11 protein-coding genes are annotated in these 14604 nt (G+C 65.3%); 6 read left to right on the plus strand and 5 right to left on the minus strand.

The genetic code is table 11. The features are described from left to right. Positions 1-195: 195 nt before the first annotated feature. Entirely contained in the window at positions 196-1647 is a 1452-nt protein-coding gene (locus I5R65_RS01765) for an aldehyde dehydrogenase (RefSeq protein WP_196872009.1), read from the minus strand. 82 nt (positions 1648-1729) lie between these two features. Next, positions 1730-3328, minus strand: a complete 1599-nt coding sequence (gene mdlC / locus I5R65_RS01770; protein WP_196872010.1) for a benzoylformate decarboxylase — start codon at positions 3326-3328, stop codon at positions 1730-1732. Positions 3329-3522: 194 nt separating this feature from the next. Here mdlC and I5R65_RS01775 point away from each other — a divergent pair, with 194 nt between their 5' ends. Then, positions 3523-4437: a LysR family transcriptional regulator gene (locus I5R65_RS01775; protein WP_196872011.1), complete on the plus strand. Its 915-nt coding sequence runs from the start codon at positions 3523-3525 to the stop codon at positions 4435-4437. A gap of 399 nt (positions 4438-4836) precedes the next feature. Here the strand turns inward: I5R65_RS01775 and I5R65_RS01780 are convergent, their stop codons facing one another. From I5R65_RS01780 to I5R65_RS01790, 3 genes are all read right to left on the minus strand, one after another. Next, entirely contained in the window at positions 4837-5043 is a 207-nt protein-coding gene (locus I5R65_RS01780) for a hypothetical protein (protein ID WP_196872012.1), read from the minus strand. A 127-nt stretch (positions 5044-5170) separates the two neighbouring features. Further along, complete coding sequence (locus I5R65_RS01785; RefSeq protein ID WP_196872013.1) at positions 5171-5911, minus strand: transporter; 741 nt, start codon at positions 5909-5911, stop codon at positions 5171-5173. Between the two features lie 522 nt (positions 5912-6433). Further along, on the minus strand, positions 6434-7375 hold the full coding sequence (locus I5R65_RS01790; protein ID WP_196872014.1) for an HDOD domain-containing protein: 942 nt from the start codon (positions 7373-7375) through the stop codon (positions 6434-6436). 351 nt (positions 7376-7726) lie between these two features. On the opposite strand from I5R65_RS01790, the gene I5R65_RS01795 reads away from it, so the two are divergent. The 5 genes from I5R65_RS01795 to I5R65_RS01815 all read left to right on the plus strand — a co-directional run bounded on the left by I5R65_RS01795 (position 7727) and on the right by I5R65_RS01815 (position 14564). Continuing rightward, complete coding sequence (locus I5R65_RS01795; protein WP_196872015.1) at positions 7727-8788, plus strand: ligase-associated DNA damage response exonuclease; 1062 nt, start codon at positions 7727-7729, stop codon at positions 8786-8788. Continuing rightward, a complete protein-coding gene (locus I5R65_RS01800) occupies positions 8781-10478 on the plus strand; it encodes an ATP-dependent DNA ligase (protein ID WP_196872016.1) in 1698 nt (565 codons plus the stop codon). Before I5R65_RS01795 ends, I5R65_RS01800 begins: the two co-directional genes overlap by 8 nt. Continuing rightward, a complete protein-coding gene (locus tag I5R65_RS01805) occupies positions 10450-13044 on the plus strand; it encodes a ligase-associated DNA damage response DEXH box helicase (protein ID WP_196872017.1) in 2595 nt (864 codons plus the stop codon). The genes I5R65_RS01800 and I5R65_RS01805 overlap by 29 nt, the downstream gene beginning before the upstream one ends. Next, positions 13044-13700, plus strand: coding sequence for a ligase-associated DNA damage response endonuclease PdeM (gene pdeM / locus I5R65_RS01810; RefSeq protein WP_196872018.1), 657 nt, complete (start codon positions 13044-13046; stop codon positions 13698-13700). The genes I5R65_RS01805 and pdeM overlap by 1 nt, the downstream gene beginning before the upstream one ends. A gap of 66 nt (positions 13701-13766) precedes the next feature. Beyond that, positions 13767-14564, plus strand: coding sequence for a transporter substrate-binding domain-containing protein (locus tag I5R65_RS01815; protein WP_196872019.1), 798 nt, complete (start codon positions 13767-13769; stop codon positions 14562-14564). Positions 14565-14604 lie beyond the last annotated feature (40 nt).

A 14604-nucleotide genomic window follows, 5' to 3' on the forward strand; every position in this document is an offset into this window, starting at 1 on the left:
AGTGCCAACGGTGATCGCGGGGGTGGATGAAGCGACGCGCGCGAACGCGCAGTCATGCGGCAAGAGCCAGGATGTCATTGTCATGGCGGTCTCCTCGTTGATATCGCACGGGTCCGAGGGTGATCGGCCCGCTGTTGCGATTGTTGTTATGGTGTTCAGTCAGGCCGGATCTGTGCGCGCCTGATGCCGTCCGGATCAGAACGGGTAATGACGTGGCGTGGTTTGCACCGTGACCCAGCGCAGGTCAGTGAATTCGGCGATGCCAGCCTTGCCGCCGAAATGGCCGAAGCCACTCGACTTGACGCCGCCGAAGGGCATCTGTGCCTCGTCGTGGACGGTGGCGCCATTGATGTGGCAGATACCCGATTCCATACGGCGCGCCAGGCTCAGGGCGCGGGCGACATCGCGGCTGAACAGCGCTGCCGACAAGCCATATTCGTTGTCGTTGGCACAGGCGATGGCGACCTCGTCATCCTTGACCCGTACGATGGGCTTGACCGGTCCGAAGGACTCTTCGTGGTAGATATTCATCTGCGCCGTCACATGATCCAGCAGGGTCGCCGGCATCAGCGTGCTCTCGGCCTTGCCGCCGCAGACCAGCGTAGCGCCCTTGGCCAAGGCATCGTCGATGAGGGCGTTGCAGCGCTGTACGGTAGCCAGATCCACCACCGAGCCCAATACCACCGGCCCCTGGCGCGGATCGCCCAGCGGCAGGCTGCGCGCCTTGGCGGCCAGACGCGCGACGAAGTCATCGGCGACGCGCTCGTCGACGATGATGCGCTCGGTGGACATGCAGATCTGCCCCGAATTGGCGAAGGCACCAAAGGCTGCTGCCTGTACGGCCGCCTCGATGTCGGCATCGTGCAGGACGATGAAAGGCGCCTTGCCACCCAGTTCCAGCACGGCGGGCTTGAGGTGCCTGGCGCATTGTGCGGCGATGATGCGGCCCACGCGGGTCGACCCGGTGAAATTGACCCGTCGCACCGCCGGGTTGCCGATGATGGCGTCCACAATTGGCCCGGCGTCTTGCGGTGCGTTGGTGATGAAGTTGACCACGCCCGGAGGCAGGCCGGCATCCTGGATGGCTTCGATGATGAGGCCATGCGTGGCCGGACAGATTTCGGAGCCCTTGAAGACGACAGTATTGCCGCAGGCCAGCGGCAAGGCAATCGCACGTACGCCCAGGATCACCGGCGCGTTCCAGGGAGCGATGCCCAGCACCACGCCAGCGGCCTGGCGCAAGCCCATGGCAAGGTTGCCGGGGACTTCCGAGGGGATGATCTCGCCGGCGATCTGGGTCGTCATGGCCGCGGCTTCGCGCAGGCCGTCGGCAGCCAGATGCACGTTGAAGGCAGCCCAGTGGTGCGAGGCCCCGGTTTCGGCGGCCATGGCGTCTGCAAACGCCTCGGCGCGGGCCTGCAGCGCATCGGCTGCGCGGGTGAGCAAGCTGCGGCGCTCGCCAGGGCCGATGGCTGCCCAGGCGGGAAAGGCGTCGGCCGCCGCCTGCACCGCCGCACGGGCATCGGCCACGGTGGCCGCTGGCGCGCGCGAGGCCACGCTATGGTCGAGCGGATTGCGCCGCTCGAAGCAGGCAGCGTCTACGGCGAAACGGCGCTGGCCGTTGATGAGCATGTTGACTTCCTTCATGGTCTCCTCCTGTTGTCTTTATTTCGGGGTTCGGTTCACGATGTTCGGTTCAGCGTCGCGTGGGCGCAGCCAGGCAGAAAGCTCATCGCACCAACACTTCCACCAGGCGTGGTGCATGGGCAGACAAGGCCGCGCGCAATGCGCCGGCCAATTCGGCGGGATCGCTCACGCGCACGCCCTGGCATCCCATGGCCTGCGCCAACGCGACGAAATCCAGTCCCGGCAGGTCGGTGCCCTGGACCACATCGTCAGCGCCGAAGCCGAAGGCCGGTGCGAAGTCCTGCAGCGCGGCGTAGCGGCCATTGTTGATGATCACGAAGGTAATGGGGAGGCCCAGTTGTACCGCACTGTAGATGGCTTGCGGCGAATACATGGCTGAGCCATCGCCGATGAGCCCGATCACGCGCTGGTGCGGCCGTGCCAGCGCCACACCCACTGCCGCCGGCATCCCATAGCCCAGACCACCGCTGGCCATGGTGTAGAAGCTGCCGGGCCGGTTGAAGGGCAAGTAGGCTTGCATGGTCGGCCGAGAGCCGGGGGCTTCCTCGACCACGATGTCCTCTGCCGCCCGCACGTCGGCCAGGGTCTGCATCGCAAAGGCGGTGGACATCGGCGCCTCCGGGGCGGGGCGTGTGCGCGCTTCACGCAGGGCCGGCTGCGGGCGGGTCGCCGGCGGGTGCTGCGCCATCTGCGCCAGCAGGTCTTGCAGGCCCAGCCGGATATTGCCCACGATGGCCGTGCCTTGCGGGGTCCAGGAGGCGGTCACCGGGTCATCGATGAGCTGGTACAGCGTCGCCCCCGGTGGCAGGTGTGGGCCACTGCCTTCAACGTGATAGGTAAAAGCCGGTGCCCCCGCCACGAAGACCAGGTCGTGACCCTCCAGCAGCTGCACGATCTTCTCGCGCATGGCCGGCAGGAAACCGGCAAACAGACTATGGTCTTCGGGGAAGCTGCAGCGCGAGGACATCGGTGCGACGAACACCCGTGCGTGACAGGACTCGGCCAGACGGATGGCCTCCTCCCAGGCCCCGGCGCGGTCAAGTTCCGCACCGACCACCATGGCCGGACGCCGGCTACAGGCCAGCGCGGCGGCCAGCGATGTGATGGCACCCGCTTCGGGCCGGCTGCAGGTGGTGACTTCGGTGGCGGCCAGCAGCTCGGCCGGCTGCTCCCAGTCATCCACGGGAATGGAGACGAAGACCGGGCCCCGCGGCTCCTGCATGGCGATGTGATAGGCCCGCGCCAGCGCACGGGGAACGTCGGCCGCGCGCGCCGGCTCCACGCTCCACTTGACGTAGGGCTTGGCCAGTTCGGTCGCCTGCGAGGCCGCCAGGAACGGGTCGAAAGGCAGGATGGAGCGTGCCTGCTGGCCGGCGGTGATGATCAGCGGGGTGCGGTTGCGAAAGGCGGTGAAGATATTGCCCATGGCATTGCCGACCCCGGCCGCCGAATGCAGGTTGACCATGGCGGCCTTGCCACTGGCCTGGGCGTAGCCATCGGCCATGCCGACCACCACGGCCTCCTGCAAGCCGAGGACGTAGCGGAAGTCGGCGGGAAAGTCGCGGAACATCGGCAATTCGGTGGAGCCGGGATTGGCGAAGACGGCGCTCATGTCGAGTCGACGCATGAGGTCGAATACGGCATCACGCACGGTGATGGCGGGCAATGGTGTCTCCTGCATACAGATCCTGTGGAAGGCCTCATGGCTGGGCCGGGTGGATGATGGGAGGCAGTATGTAAGCTCGTCACGTCTTTGAAAATTGCCAAATTGGATAAAAGTCATAACATTTGGTAATGTGTAGCTGACCTGTTGGTGAGCCATCCTGCCGCCCTCACCCCTATCCGCACTGTCCGCGCCATCACCTGGAGACTTCATTGAGTTTCAACCTGCAGCAGCTGGAAATGTTCAGTGCCATCGTCGCTGCAGGGAGCCTGGGGCGCGCGGCCGCCGTCCTCGACCTGACCCAGCCGGCCTTGAGCCGTGCTATCAAGCGTCTGGAAGAGTCAGTCGGCGGGGCGCTGTTCGAGCGTCACACCAAGGGTATGCACCTGACACCGCTGGGCAAGGCGCTATTGCCGCACGCGATGTCGTTGCAGCGCGAAGCGCGGCAAGCCCGCGAGGAACTGGATGCCATCCGCGGCCTGACAAAGGGTGTCATCAAGGTGGGTGCGGTGGGCAGCATTGCCAGTCTGGTGCTGCCACTGGCGGTGCGTGGCGTGCTGGACAAGTGGCCCAACCTGCGGGTGGAGATCATGGAGGGGGTATGGGACCGTCTGGTCGAGGGCTTGCTCACGCATGAGATCGACCTGGCGCTCAGTACCTCTGGCACCGAAAGCGATGGCGTGGCGGCCATCTCGGACTGTCGCTGGAGCGATCTGAGCTACGTGGTGGCGGGACGCGACCATCCACTGCGTGAACGCGGCAAGATCAGCCTGGCCGATACCTTGACCCAGCGCTGGGCGTTGACACCTCGGGGTACGGGACCTTATTTGCACGTGAAGGAAACATTCGCCCAGGCCGGTTTGCCCATGCCCGAGATCGCTGTTGAATCGCGTTCGGTCACGGTGCTCAAGGGCCTGGTCGCGCGTTGTGGATTCGTGGGGTGGATGTCCGGTCCGATGTTCGACACCGAAGGCAAAGCGGGGGTGATCAATGCTCTTGCGGTAGAGGGCCTGAATGCGCCGCGCACGCTGACCGCATTCCGCAGGCGGCAAGGGATATTGCCGGCGCCGGCGATCCGCTTGCTCGATGAACTGCGCCATCTGACCGGTTCCCTGCCGTCCAGCTAGGGCCTGTTCGCACTAAATCTGCGAGATGCGTTGCGCCCAGAAGGCGTGGTGGCAAGGCGCGCGGCAAGGCTGGTGGTGGTGCCACCAGCCTTGCCGTGCAACGCCGCCAGCGCGCCTTCTGGGCGCAACCCTCCGGGAGAGGCCGGCAAGCGTCGCCTGCCGTTGTTGCAGCTCCTTGCCGTAGCACCACTACGGCGCGTCGCTGCGCCTAGGCAGTCAACGCTTGACGACCTCTCGCACTCACAGATTTAGTGTGAACAGGCCCTAGGCCCCACATCAAATGAAAACACCCTACAGCGTCACTGCCTGTAGGGTGGGTAATCATCTCTTCATCTCGATGATGCCGCTCACCTTGCGGTGCCGGCTTCATCGGCTTGCTATCGGGATCGTGGCCCGGGATCAGACCCGGTAGATCTTCTCTCCGGTCTGGACGATCCTGAATTTCTCATTGGTCAGCGGGTCCAGCGCGCGACCATCGGCCAGCTTGTAGGTACGGCTGAACGCCAGTGCAGCGGCATCGGCCTCGTCCTGCTGAGTCTGATACACCTCTACGTGGTAAGGTGCGCCGGTCTTGCCCTTGGCATCGAATTTTTCCACCAGATCCATATGTCGTCTCCTTAGTCGTGGCCTTGCGCCAAGCACAAAGATAGCAGATTTGATCGTGCTTTCCAGCGCATTGCATGTTGCAGCGCACAGCGCCGACACACAGGCCGGCCTGGCCAGCCTGGCGCGATCAATAATGCAAGGTCACCCCGACGCCGAACTGCCGCGTCACCTCGGCCTTGTTGAGCCCGAACTTGGCGCCGGCATCCAGATCGACGGTCTTGTTGGGCGACCAGATCACACCCACCAGTGCATAGGAAGGCAGCTTGCGACTGGAGGCATCCGGGTTCTGGGCCACGCCGGTATCGGCCACCAGGCGCCATTGTTCATCCAGACCATACCAGACTGCGGCCGAGGCGCGCCACAGGGTCTTGCGCTGCGACTGCTGGTCACTGTCGAGCTTGAAACGGTTGACGCGCACGCCCAGATTGCCGTGCAAGGTCCAGGGGCCGGTTTCGTAGGAAGCGATACCGGTCAGGGCGGCGCTGCTCTTGCCATTGCCCAGGCCCTTCTCTTCCTCGCCGCTGGGCATGAAGAATTCCGGCTTCAAGGCCAGCGCCAGGCCATCGGCCTCGTAATAGCGCCACTTGGCGCCCAGCGAGACGTCCCCCACGCCGGTGCCGGCAGGCGCCTGGAAGGTCTGCGGCAGGTTGAAGAAGAGGTCCAGCTTGTCGGTCACGCCATAGGTGAAGGTAAAGGCGCCGACATGACTCGCATCGCCGCTCTGTTTGCTCCAGTCGGTGTTCATCTCAAGCTGGATGCCGCCGGCACCTTGCACACCGGCATCATCGGTGACCAGCGGGTGGGCGGCGAAGGCCGACTGGCTGGCCGCCAGCAACAGCCAGGAAAGACTCAGGATTTTCTTTTTCATGGTGGACCCCATTTTTGCTGTGATCAGTACGGCATTGGTACCCGACCGCCACGATGACACAGCCGCGCCCGTGCGGGCGTGACAGCGCACACCGCGGGCGGGGAGTACAGAGACGTGGTCGGAGCGAACCGAAGGGAAAGCGCGCCATTGCATGTTCAGAACACGATACCAAAGGCGCAAGCCGCGCATTCCGAACAGAAAGAGCGCTGGCAAGGCCTATTTGATGAATATGTCCTGATGGATGGCTGCGGTAAATGCCGTGGCTTTTACGGAAGAAACATCATCGGGCTGGCTTCAGCTGGCCTTGCAGGCGACTGGAAGCGCGGTTCATGAGGACCTGCCGATGTGATGGCAAGTGGTGCTGGCCGGACCTCCAGGACCAGGCCAGCAGCCACCATGCCGCTGATCAGCGGGTGAACTGCATTTCCAGAGCGAGGGGGATAGTAACATCGTCGCCTGACAAATCAGCAACAAAAAACTTCGATATTTGCTGACCAAATCTGTCCCGCGACGAAGCCTGGTTCAGCCAGGTTGTTCGGTCGCGGCCGCCAGTGCCGATCCGATTTCGCGTAGTACCCGGGTAGGCACCTTGAGCATGGCACCCCACTCGCTCCAGTCCCAGGAGACGCGGGCGCAAAGGTATTCCAGGCTGGAGCTGGGCAGTTCGAAACGCTCGCCCAGTTGCAGCAGGTGCGGCAGCAAGGCGGCGCGTGCTGCATCATCGGCCACGCAGATATCGGCCACGCAGGCGGCCATTTCCAGCAGGCGGATCAGGCGCTGCTGACGGTCTTCCTCATCCAGCCCCGTGGCATCGGCCGCCTTGTGATGCAGGACGGTTTCGCAGAACAGCTTGGGGAACAGCCAGTCCTGCATCATCGCCGCGGCCAGTTCCAGGTGGTCGAAGCCAAAGGCCAGCTTCTCTTCCTGGCGCAAGGGGGCCGCAGAAACAGGCGTCCCGACGCCGCGCAGGATCTCGCCATAGCGCTTGGGACGTGCCGAGGCCAGCGCCAGCCGTCCGATATCGGCCAGCAGGCCGATGGTGAACATCTCTGCTGGCGGGGCGACCTGGATCAGGTCGGCCAAGGCCTGGCTGGCACAGGCCATGGCGGTGGAACGGCTCCAGAAGGCGTCATAGTCGAACTCGGCACAATCGCCACGGCGCGCCGATTCGGTCAGCGAGATCGCCAGCGCCATCTGGCGCACCGCCTGCAGGCCCACCATCAGCAGCAGATCGACGTTGACGGAGGCGACCATCCGACCTTTGTTGAGGTTGGGGATATTGGCGATCTGGATCAGTCGCCCGGCCAGTACCGGGTCACCCTGGATCTGCGCCACCAGGTCAGGCAGGGCGATGTCTTCCTGCTGGCACATCTGCATGATCCGCAGACGCACCCCGGACGGGGCCGGCAAGACTTCAGAGTCCTGCAATTCGCGGAAAATCAGGGGATCGACGTAGGTAGACATGAGGATTCGTGGGGTTCTCGGGTGATGAGCCTGGCGCAAGGCCAGAAGCGATGGTCACAAGGATACCCAATTTAATGACCGTTGTGCGTTGCGCCATTGCAAACTCCATGCACAACAGATCTCTCTTTTTTCATTCTCGCTGACAGCGCGGCGAGACAGGCGCCGACAGCCTGCCTATGCGCATGCAGTTAAGCTGATCCTTTCCGGCCGTAGTGAAGAATGCGTCATGAAACCTGAGGCAAAGCGAAGACAAGGACAAACGAGCACAGACAAACCGGCTCAAAGCCGGTACAAGCATCCGGGCCGAAGCGGCGAGAGGACAGCCCAAGATCCACGTAAGGAAAAGCAGACATGGAAGACATGGTAGTGGTACGCAAGGAAGGCCTGTACTGCGTACCCGGCGATTTCTACATAGACCCGTGGCGACCGGTAGCGCGCGCCGTGATCACCCACGCCCATGCCGACCACGCCCGCATGGGTCATGCCCACTACCTGGCCGCCGCGCCCGGCACCGGCATCCTGCGTGCCCGCCTGGGTGCGGACATCCACCTGCAGGCCCTGGACTACGAGGAAAGCATCACCCACAACGGCGTGCGTCTGTCGCTGCATCCGGCCGGCCACGTCCTGGGTTCGGCGCAGTTGCGCATGGAGTGGCAGGGCTGCATCTGGGTCGCATCGGGCGACTACAAGCTGGAAGCCGATTGCACCTGCGCCGCCTTCGCCCCGGTGCGCTGCCACACCTTCATCACCGAATCCACCTTCGGCATACCCATCTACCGCTGGCAGCCGCAGGCGGAGATTTTCGAGGACATCAACCGCTGGTGGCGCGCCAACGCCGCCGAGGGCCGGGCCAGCGTGTTGTTCTGCTACTCCTTCGGCAAGGCACAGCGCATCCTGCATGGCATCGACGCCAGCATCGGCCCCATCGTCTGCCATGGTGCAGTGGAACCCCTGAACCGCCTCTATCGCGAAGCTGGCGTCTTCCTGCCGGCGACCGCGACGGTCGGCGAAGCCGAAGCCACCCAGCGCGGCAAATCCAACGCCTATGCCGGCAGCCTGATCATCGCCCCACCCTCCGCCGCCGGCTCGCCCTGGATGCGCCGCTTCGGCGACTACAGCGATGCCTTCGCCAGCGGCTGGATGCGCCTGCGCGGCACACGGCGGCGGCGCGGCGTGGACCGCGGCTTCGTGCTGTCGGACCACGCCGACTGGCCGGCCCTGCAGGAAGCGATTGCCGCCAGCAGCGCCGAGCGGGTCATCGTCACCCACGGCCAGGTCGCCACCATGGTGCGCTGGTTGCGGCAGAACGGTCTCGATGCCGGGGCCTTCACTACCGAATACGGCGACGAGGATGCCGACGACAGCAGCGCGGCGCCACCGGCCACTGCGCAGGAACAGCCAGGCCATGCGTGAATTCTCGCGGCTCTACGCCGAACTGGATGCCACTACCTCCACCACCCGCAAGCTGACGGCCTTGCAGGACTATTTCCAGCGTGCCGATGCCGCCGACGCCGCCTGGGCGGTGTATTTCCTGGCCGGCGGCAAGCCTCGCCAGGCGGTGCCGACCGGCCTACTCAAGCAATGCGCGATGGCCTATGCGCAGATCGATGAATGGCTCTTCGATGAGTGCTACCACAGCGTGGGCGACCTGGCTGAAACCATTGCCCACATCCTGCCGCCACCGATTCGCACCAGCGATTTCGGTCTGGCCTACTGGATGCAGGAACGCATCGCTCCCCTGCGCGGTGCCGAACCGGAGGTGATCCGCAGCGCCCTCTTCGCGGCCTGGAATGAACTGGACTGGCAGGGCCGCTTCCTGCTCGCCAAGCTCATCGGTGGGGGCTTCCGAGTGGGTGTTTCGCGCCTGTTGGTCACGCGTGCGCTGGCGGCGGTGGCACAACTGGACCCCAAGCTGCTGGCCCAGCGCATGGTCGGCTGGACCGATGGCCGCGCCCGCCCCGACGCCGAGCGCTTCGCCCGCCTGATCGGTCCCGATGATGGCCAGGACCATCGCCTGCAGGGTGGCCAGCCCTATCCCTTCTTCCTGGCCCATCCGCTGATGGAGCATCCGCGCCACCTGGGGCCGGTCGATCGGTGGCAGATCGAATGGAAATACGACGGCATCCGCGCCCAACTGGTGCGCCGTCACGGCAGCAACTGGCTGTGGTCACGCGGGGAAGAGCTGATCACCGAACGCTTCCCCGAACTGGCCGCGCTGGACCTGCCGGACGGTACCGTCATCGACGGCGAGATCGTGATCCGCCTGCCTGATTCCGGGCAACAGGCCGAGCGCGTGGCACCCTTCGCCGACCTGCAAAAACGCATCGGTCGCAAGAATCTCACTGCAAGAATGCTGAGCGAGCTGCCCGCAGGACTGATCGCCTATGACCTGCTGGAGCAGGATGGGCATGATCTGCGCGGCCTGCCTCAGCAAGAACGCCGCGCCCGGCTGGAACAACTGGTCCAGCGCCACGCCGCACCGGCCCTGATGCTGGCGCCACAGATCGTGGCAGCGGACTGGGATGCGCTGGAACAGCTGCGCGCCACTTCGCGCCAGCGTGGCGTGGAGGGCATGATGCTCAAGCAGGTCGACGCCCGCTATGGCATCGGCCGCACCCGCAACGTCGGCACCTGGTGGAAGTGGAAGGTCGAGCCCTATTCCATCGATGCCGTCCTGATCTATGCCCAGGCCGGTCACGGCCGGCGCGCCTCGCTCTATACCGACTACACCTTCGCGGTCTGGGACACTCCCGCTGAAGGCGGAGGCGAGCGCAAGCTGGTGCCGTTCGCCAAGGCCTATTCGGGATTGACCGATGCCGAGATCGCCGTCGTCGACCAGACCATCCGCAAGAGCACGATAGAAAAATTCGGGCCGGTACGCAGCGTGCGGCCGTCCATGGTGTTCGAGATCGGCTTCGAGGGCATTGCCCTGTCCACGCGCCACAAGGCCGGCATCGCGGTGCGCTTCCCGCGCATCCTGCGCCAGCGCGTCGACAAGACCGTCGACCAGGCCGACACCCTGGACAACCTGCGCGCCCTGCTGCCGTCGTCCCCAGTCAACGAGAGCGAGGAAGATGCCCAGCCCGCCCAGCAAGACCACTAGCCAGCGCCCGACCAGACGGCGCCGCGCCAGCGCCCTGAAGGCGGCGGTCATCCCTGCCGCCGTCGAGGACTGGTTCGCCCAGCGCCGCTGGGAGGTATTCGATTTCCAGCGCCAGGTCTGGCAAGCCGCGCAGCAAGGTCGCAGCGGCCTGCTGCACGCCGGCACTGGGGCCGGCAAGACCTATGCGGTCTGGTTCGGTGCGCTGCTGCATGCCGAACCCGGCCTGGGTCGGACCGACGCGCCCGCCACGGCCCAGGGCTTGCGCATCCTGTGGATCACCCCCATGCGTGCCCTGGCGGCCGACACCCTGCGTGCCCTGCAAGCCCCGCTGGCCGACCTGCTGCCGCACTGGCAAGCCGGCATGCGCACCGGCGATACCGGTTCTGGCGAGCGTGCGCGCCAGATGAAGTCCTTGCCGCAGGCCCTGGTGACCACGCCAGAAAGCCTGTCGCTGCTGCTGTCCCAGGCGGATGCCCGCCAGCGCTTCGGCAAGCTGGACGCAGTCATCGTCGACGAATGGCACGAGCTCATGGGCAACAAGCGCGGCGTGCAGGTGCAACTGGCCCTGGCGCGCCTGCGCCGCTGGCGGCCCGGGATGGTGGTATGGGGATTGTCGGCTACTCTCGGCAACCTGGAACAGTCACTGCAGGCCCTGCTCGGCCCCGAAGCCGCCGAACACGGCGTGCTGGTGCGCGGCGAACAGCGCAAGCGCATCCTCATCGATACCCTGCTGCCGCCGCAGGCCACCCGCTTCGCCTGGGCCGGGCACCTGGGCCTGCAGATGCTGCCGGCGGTGGTGGCCGAGATCGATGCCAGCGGCAGTACCCTGGTCTTCACCAATACCCGCTCCCAGGCCGAGCTGTGGTACCAGAACCTGCTGGAGGCCCGACCCGACTGGGCCGGCATCATCGCCCTCCACCATGGCTCACTTGATCGCGAAGTCCGTGAATGGGTGGAACAAGGCCTGCGCGACGGCCGCCTCAAGGCCGTGGTCTGCACCTCCAGCCTGGACCTGGGGGTGGACTTCACCCCGGTGGAGCGGGTGCTGCAGATCGGCAGCCCGCGTGGTGTGGCGCGGTTGCTGCAGCGGGCCGGCCGCTCCGGCCATTCGCCCGGACGCAGTTCGCGCGCCACCCTGGTACCGACCAACAGCCTGGAACTGGTGGAAGCCGCCGCCGCCCAGGACGCCGTCGCCGCCGGCCGGGTGGAACAGCGTCTGGTGCCGGACACGCCCCTGGACGTGCTGGTACAGCATCTGGTGACCATCGCCCTGGGTGGTGGATTCCTTGCCGACGAGTTGCTGGCCGAAGTGCGCCAGGCCTGGTCCTATCGCCACCTGCGCGAGGATCAATGGCAGTGGGCGCTGGACTTCGTAGTGCGTGGCGGCCAGAGCCTGGGCGCCTATCCGGAATATCATCGCGTGCGGGCCGGCGAGGATGGGGTCTATCGGGTCGAGCTGCCGGCCATCGCGCGCCGCCACCGCATGAACATCGGCACCATCGTCGCCGATGCCAGCCTGCATGTGCAGTACATGAAGGGAGGCCGCATCGGCACCATCGAAGAAGGTTTCATCGCCCGCCTGCGACCGGGCGATCGCTTCCTCTTCGGCGGGCGCGTGCTGGAGTTCGTGCGCGTGCACGAGATGACCGCCTGGGTCCGCCGCAGCAGTGCCGGCAGTGGTGCCGTACCGCGCTGGCAAGGCGGCCGCATGCCCTTGTCCTCGACCCTGGCGCACGCCGTGCTGGATCGTCTGGAGCAGGCCGCGCAAGGCCGCTTCGACGGCCCCGAGATGCAGGCCGTGCGGCCGCTGCTGGCGCTGCAGCACGCCTGGTCGGCCCTGCCCACGGCACAGCGGCTGGTGGTGGAAATGCTCAAGAGCCGCGAAGGACATCACCTCTTCTTCTACCCCTTTGCCGGCCGCCTGGTGCACATGGGACTGGCCTCGCTGCTGGCCTGGCGCCTCAGCAGGGAGCGTGCTGCCACGTTCTCCATCGCCGTCAACGACTATGGGTTCGAATTGCTGGGCGCGGACAAGGTCGAAGCGCACCGCCTGGCACCACAGCAGGCCCTGGCCCTGTTCAGCGAAGAGCGGCTGCTGGAGGACGTCCTGGCCAGCCTGAATGCCACCGAACTGTCGCAACGGCGCTTCCGTGAAATCGCCCGCATCGCCGGGCTGGTGTCGCAGGGGTATCCGGGACAGCGCAAGAGTGCGCGCCAGTTGCAGGCCTCATCGGCGCTGTTCTTCGAGGTCTTTCGCAAGCACGATGCCGGCAACCTCTTGCTGACCCAGGCCCAGCGTGAAGTTCTGGAGCAGGAGCTGGAACTGGAACGGCTGCGCAGCACCCTGGCCGAACTGCGCGAACGTACACTCACGCTGGTCAGCCTGGAGCGGGCCACGCCATTTTCCTTGCCGCTGATGGTGGAACGCTTCCGCGAAAAACTCTCGACCGAAAAGTTGGCCGACCGCGTGGCGCGCATGCTGCGCGAGCTGGAAGGTGCAGCCGACAAGACCAACGCCCAGGTCAGGCCGCAGCCGCGACCTCGTCCCCGCACCCACACAGGATGATGAGCCCATACCCCAGCTTCGACGCCGCCGGCGCAACCCTGACCATGCTGCCCGAGCGCGCCCTGCTCTGGCGCGAGCGCGCCATGCTGGTCGTGGCCGATGTCCACTTCGGCAAGGCTGCTGCTTTTCGCGCCGGCGGCATCCCGGTGCCGCACGGCACCACCCAGGCCAATCTGGGCCTGATCGATACACTGGTGCAGCGCCATGCGGTGCGCCATGTGGTGTTCCTGGGCGACTTCCTGCACGCACGCGCCGGACGGGTGGCCGGCACCCTGCAGGCCCTGGCCGGATGGCGCAGTCGCAATGCCGGCCTCAGCCTCACGCTGGTGCGCGGCAACCATGACCACCATGCCGGCGATCCGCCGGAAGCACTGGCCATGCAGGTCGTGGACGAACCCTGGCGGGTCGGCCCGCTGGCCTTCTGCCATCACCCCCAGACGGTTGACGGCGCCTTTGCCATCGTCGGCCACGTGCATCCGGTCTTCCGCCTGGCCGCTGCGGGCGATGCCTTGCGCCTGCCCTGTTTCGTGGTGGATGGCCAATGGGCCATGTTGCCGGCTTTCGGCGACTTTACCGGGGGCCATCGTATACATGCCCAACCCGGGCAGCGCATTTTCCTTGCGGCAGACGATTGCGTGTTGCCCTTACCTGACTGAACCTTGCTGCGATGTGACGTATCATCGGCCGCGCAATGACACGTCCATGACAAGGAGAATCCGGAGATGAAATTCAAGACTAGCCTGCTGGCTCTGACGTTCGGCCTGACCGCCATTACCTCCGTCGCTGCACGCGCCGACGTTCTGGCCGCCATCCACAAGGCCGGCGTGGTGCGCATCGGGGTACCGCAGGACTTTGCTCCCTTCGGCTCGATCGACGGCGACATGCACCTGCAAGGCCTGGATATCGACGTCGCCCGACTCATCGCCGACAAGATGGGCGTGAGGGTGCAACTGGTGCCGGTGGCCAGCGCCAACCGCATTGCCTACCTGCAGACCCACAAGACCGACCTGATCATTTCAACGCTGGGCAAGAATTCGGATCGCGAAAAAGTGATCGATTTTTCACAGCCCTATGCGCCCTACAACAACAGCGTGTTCGGCGTGGCCAGCCTCAAGGTCAGCAACGCCGCCGACCTGGCCGGCAAGACCGTCGGCGTGGCGCGTGGCACCTTCCAGGACCTGCAACTGACCCTGAGCGCACCCACCAGCGCCAACATCAAGCGTTACGAGGACAACAACGCCCTCATCTCCGCCTATACCTCCGGGCAGATCCAGCTGGTCGGCACCGGTGACTTTGTCGCCCATGCGCTGGCCGAACGGGTGGCCGACAACAAGCCCGTGCTGAAGTACATCATCCAGGAGTCGGCCTGCGCGGTCGGACTGAACAAGGGCGAACCAGCCCTGCTGGCCAAGGTCAACGAGATCCTGACGGCGGCCAAGAAGAGCGGCGAGCTCAACGGCATCGTGCAGAAGTGGCTCAACGTGCCGCTGCCGGAAAAGATGGCCAACACCTACCACTGACGGCCGCGAAGCAAAAAACTCAAAAAAAAAACGGCGGAAT

It is taken from the genome of Herbaspirillum sp. AP02 (assembly GCF_015767275.1).
Lineage (GTDB): Bacteria > Pseudomonadota > Gammaproteobacteria > Burkholderiales > Burkholderiaceae_D > Herbaspirillum.

Excerpts from the sequence above, each read along its gene's own strand:
- I5R65_RS01765 (WP_196872009.1), bottom strand. The coding sequence starts at position 1,647 with ATGAAGGAAGTCAACATGCTCATCAACGGCCAGCGCCGTTTCGCCGTA.
- mdlC (WP_196872010.1), bottom strand. The coding sequence starts at position 3,328 with ATGCAGGAGACACCATTGCCCGCCATCACCGTGCGTGATGCCGTATTC.
- I5R65_RS01780 (WP_196872012.1), bottom strand. The coding sequence starts at position 5,043 with ATGGATCTGGTGGAAAAATTCGATGCCAAGGGCAAGACCGGCGCACCT.
- I5R65_RS01785 (WP_196872013.1), bottom strand. The coding sequence starts at position 5,911 with ATGAAAAAGAAAATCCTGAGTCTTTCCTGGCTGTTGCTGGCGGCCAGC.
- I5R65_RS01790 (WP_196872014.1), bottom strand. The coding sequence starts at position 7,375 with ATGTCTACCTACGTCGATCCCCTGATTTTCCGCGAATTGCAGGACTCT.
- I5R65_RS01795 (WP_196872015.1), top strand. The coding sequence starts at position 7,727 with ATGGAAGACATGGTAGTGGTACGCAAGGAAGGCCTGTACTGCGTACCC.
- I5R65_RS01800 (WP_196872016.1), top strand. The coding sequence starts at position 8,781 with ATGCGTGAATTCTCGCGGCTCTACGCCGAACTGGATGCCACTACCTCC.
- I5R65_RS01805 (WP_196872017.1), top strand. The coding sequence starts at position 10,450 with ATGCCCAGCCCGCCCAGCAAGACCACTAGCCAGCGCCCGACCAGACGG.
- pdeM (WP_196872018.1), top strand. The coding sequence starts at position 13,044 with ATGAGCCCATACCCCAGCTTCGACGCCGCCGGCGCAACCCTGACCATG.
- I5R65_RS01815 (WP_196872019.1), top strand. The coding sequence starts at position 13,767 with ATGAAATTCAAGACTAGCCTGCTGGCTCTGACGTTCGGCCTGACCGCC.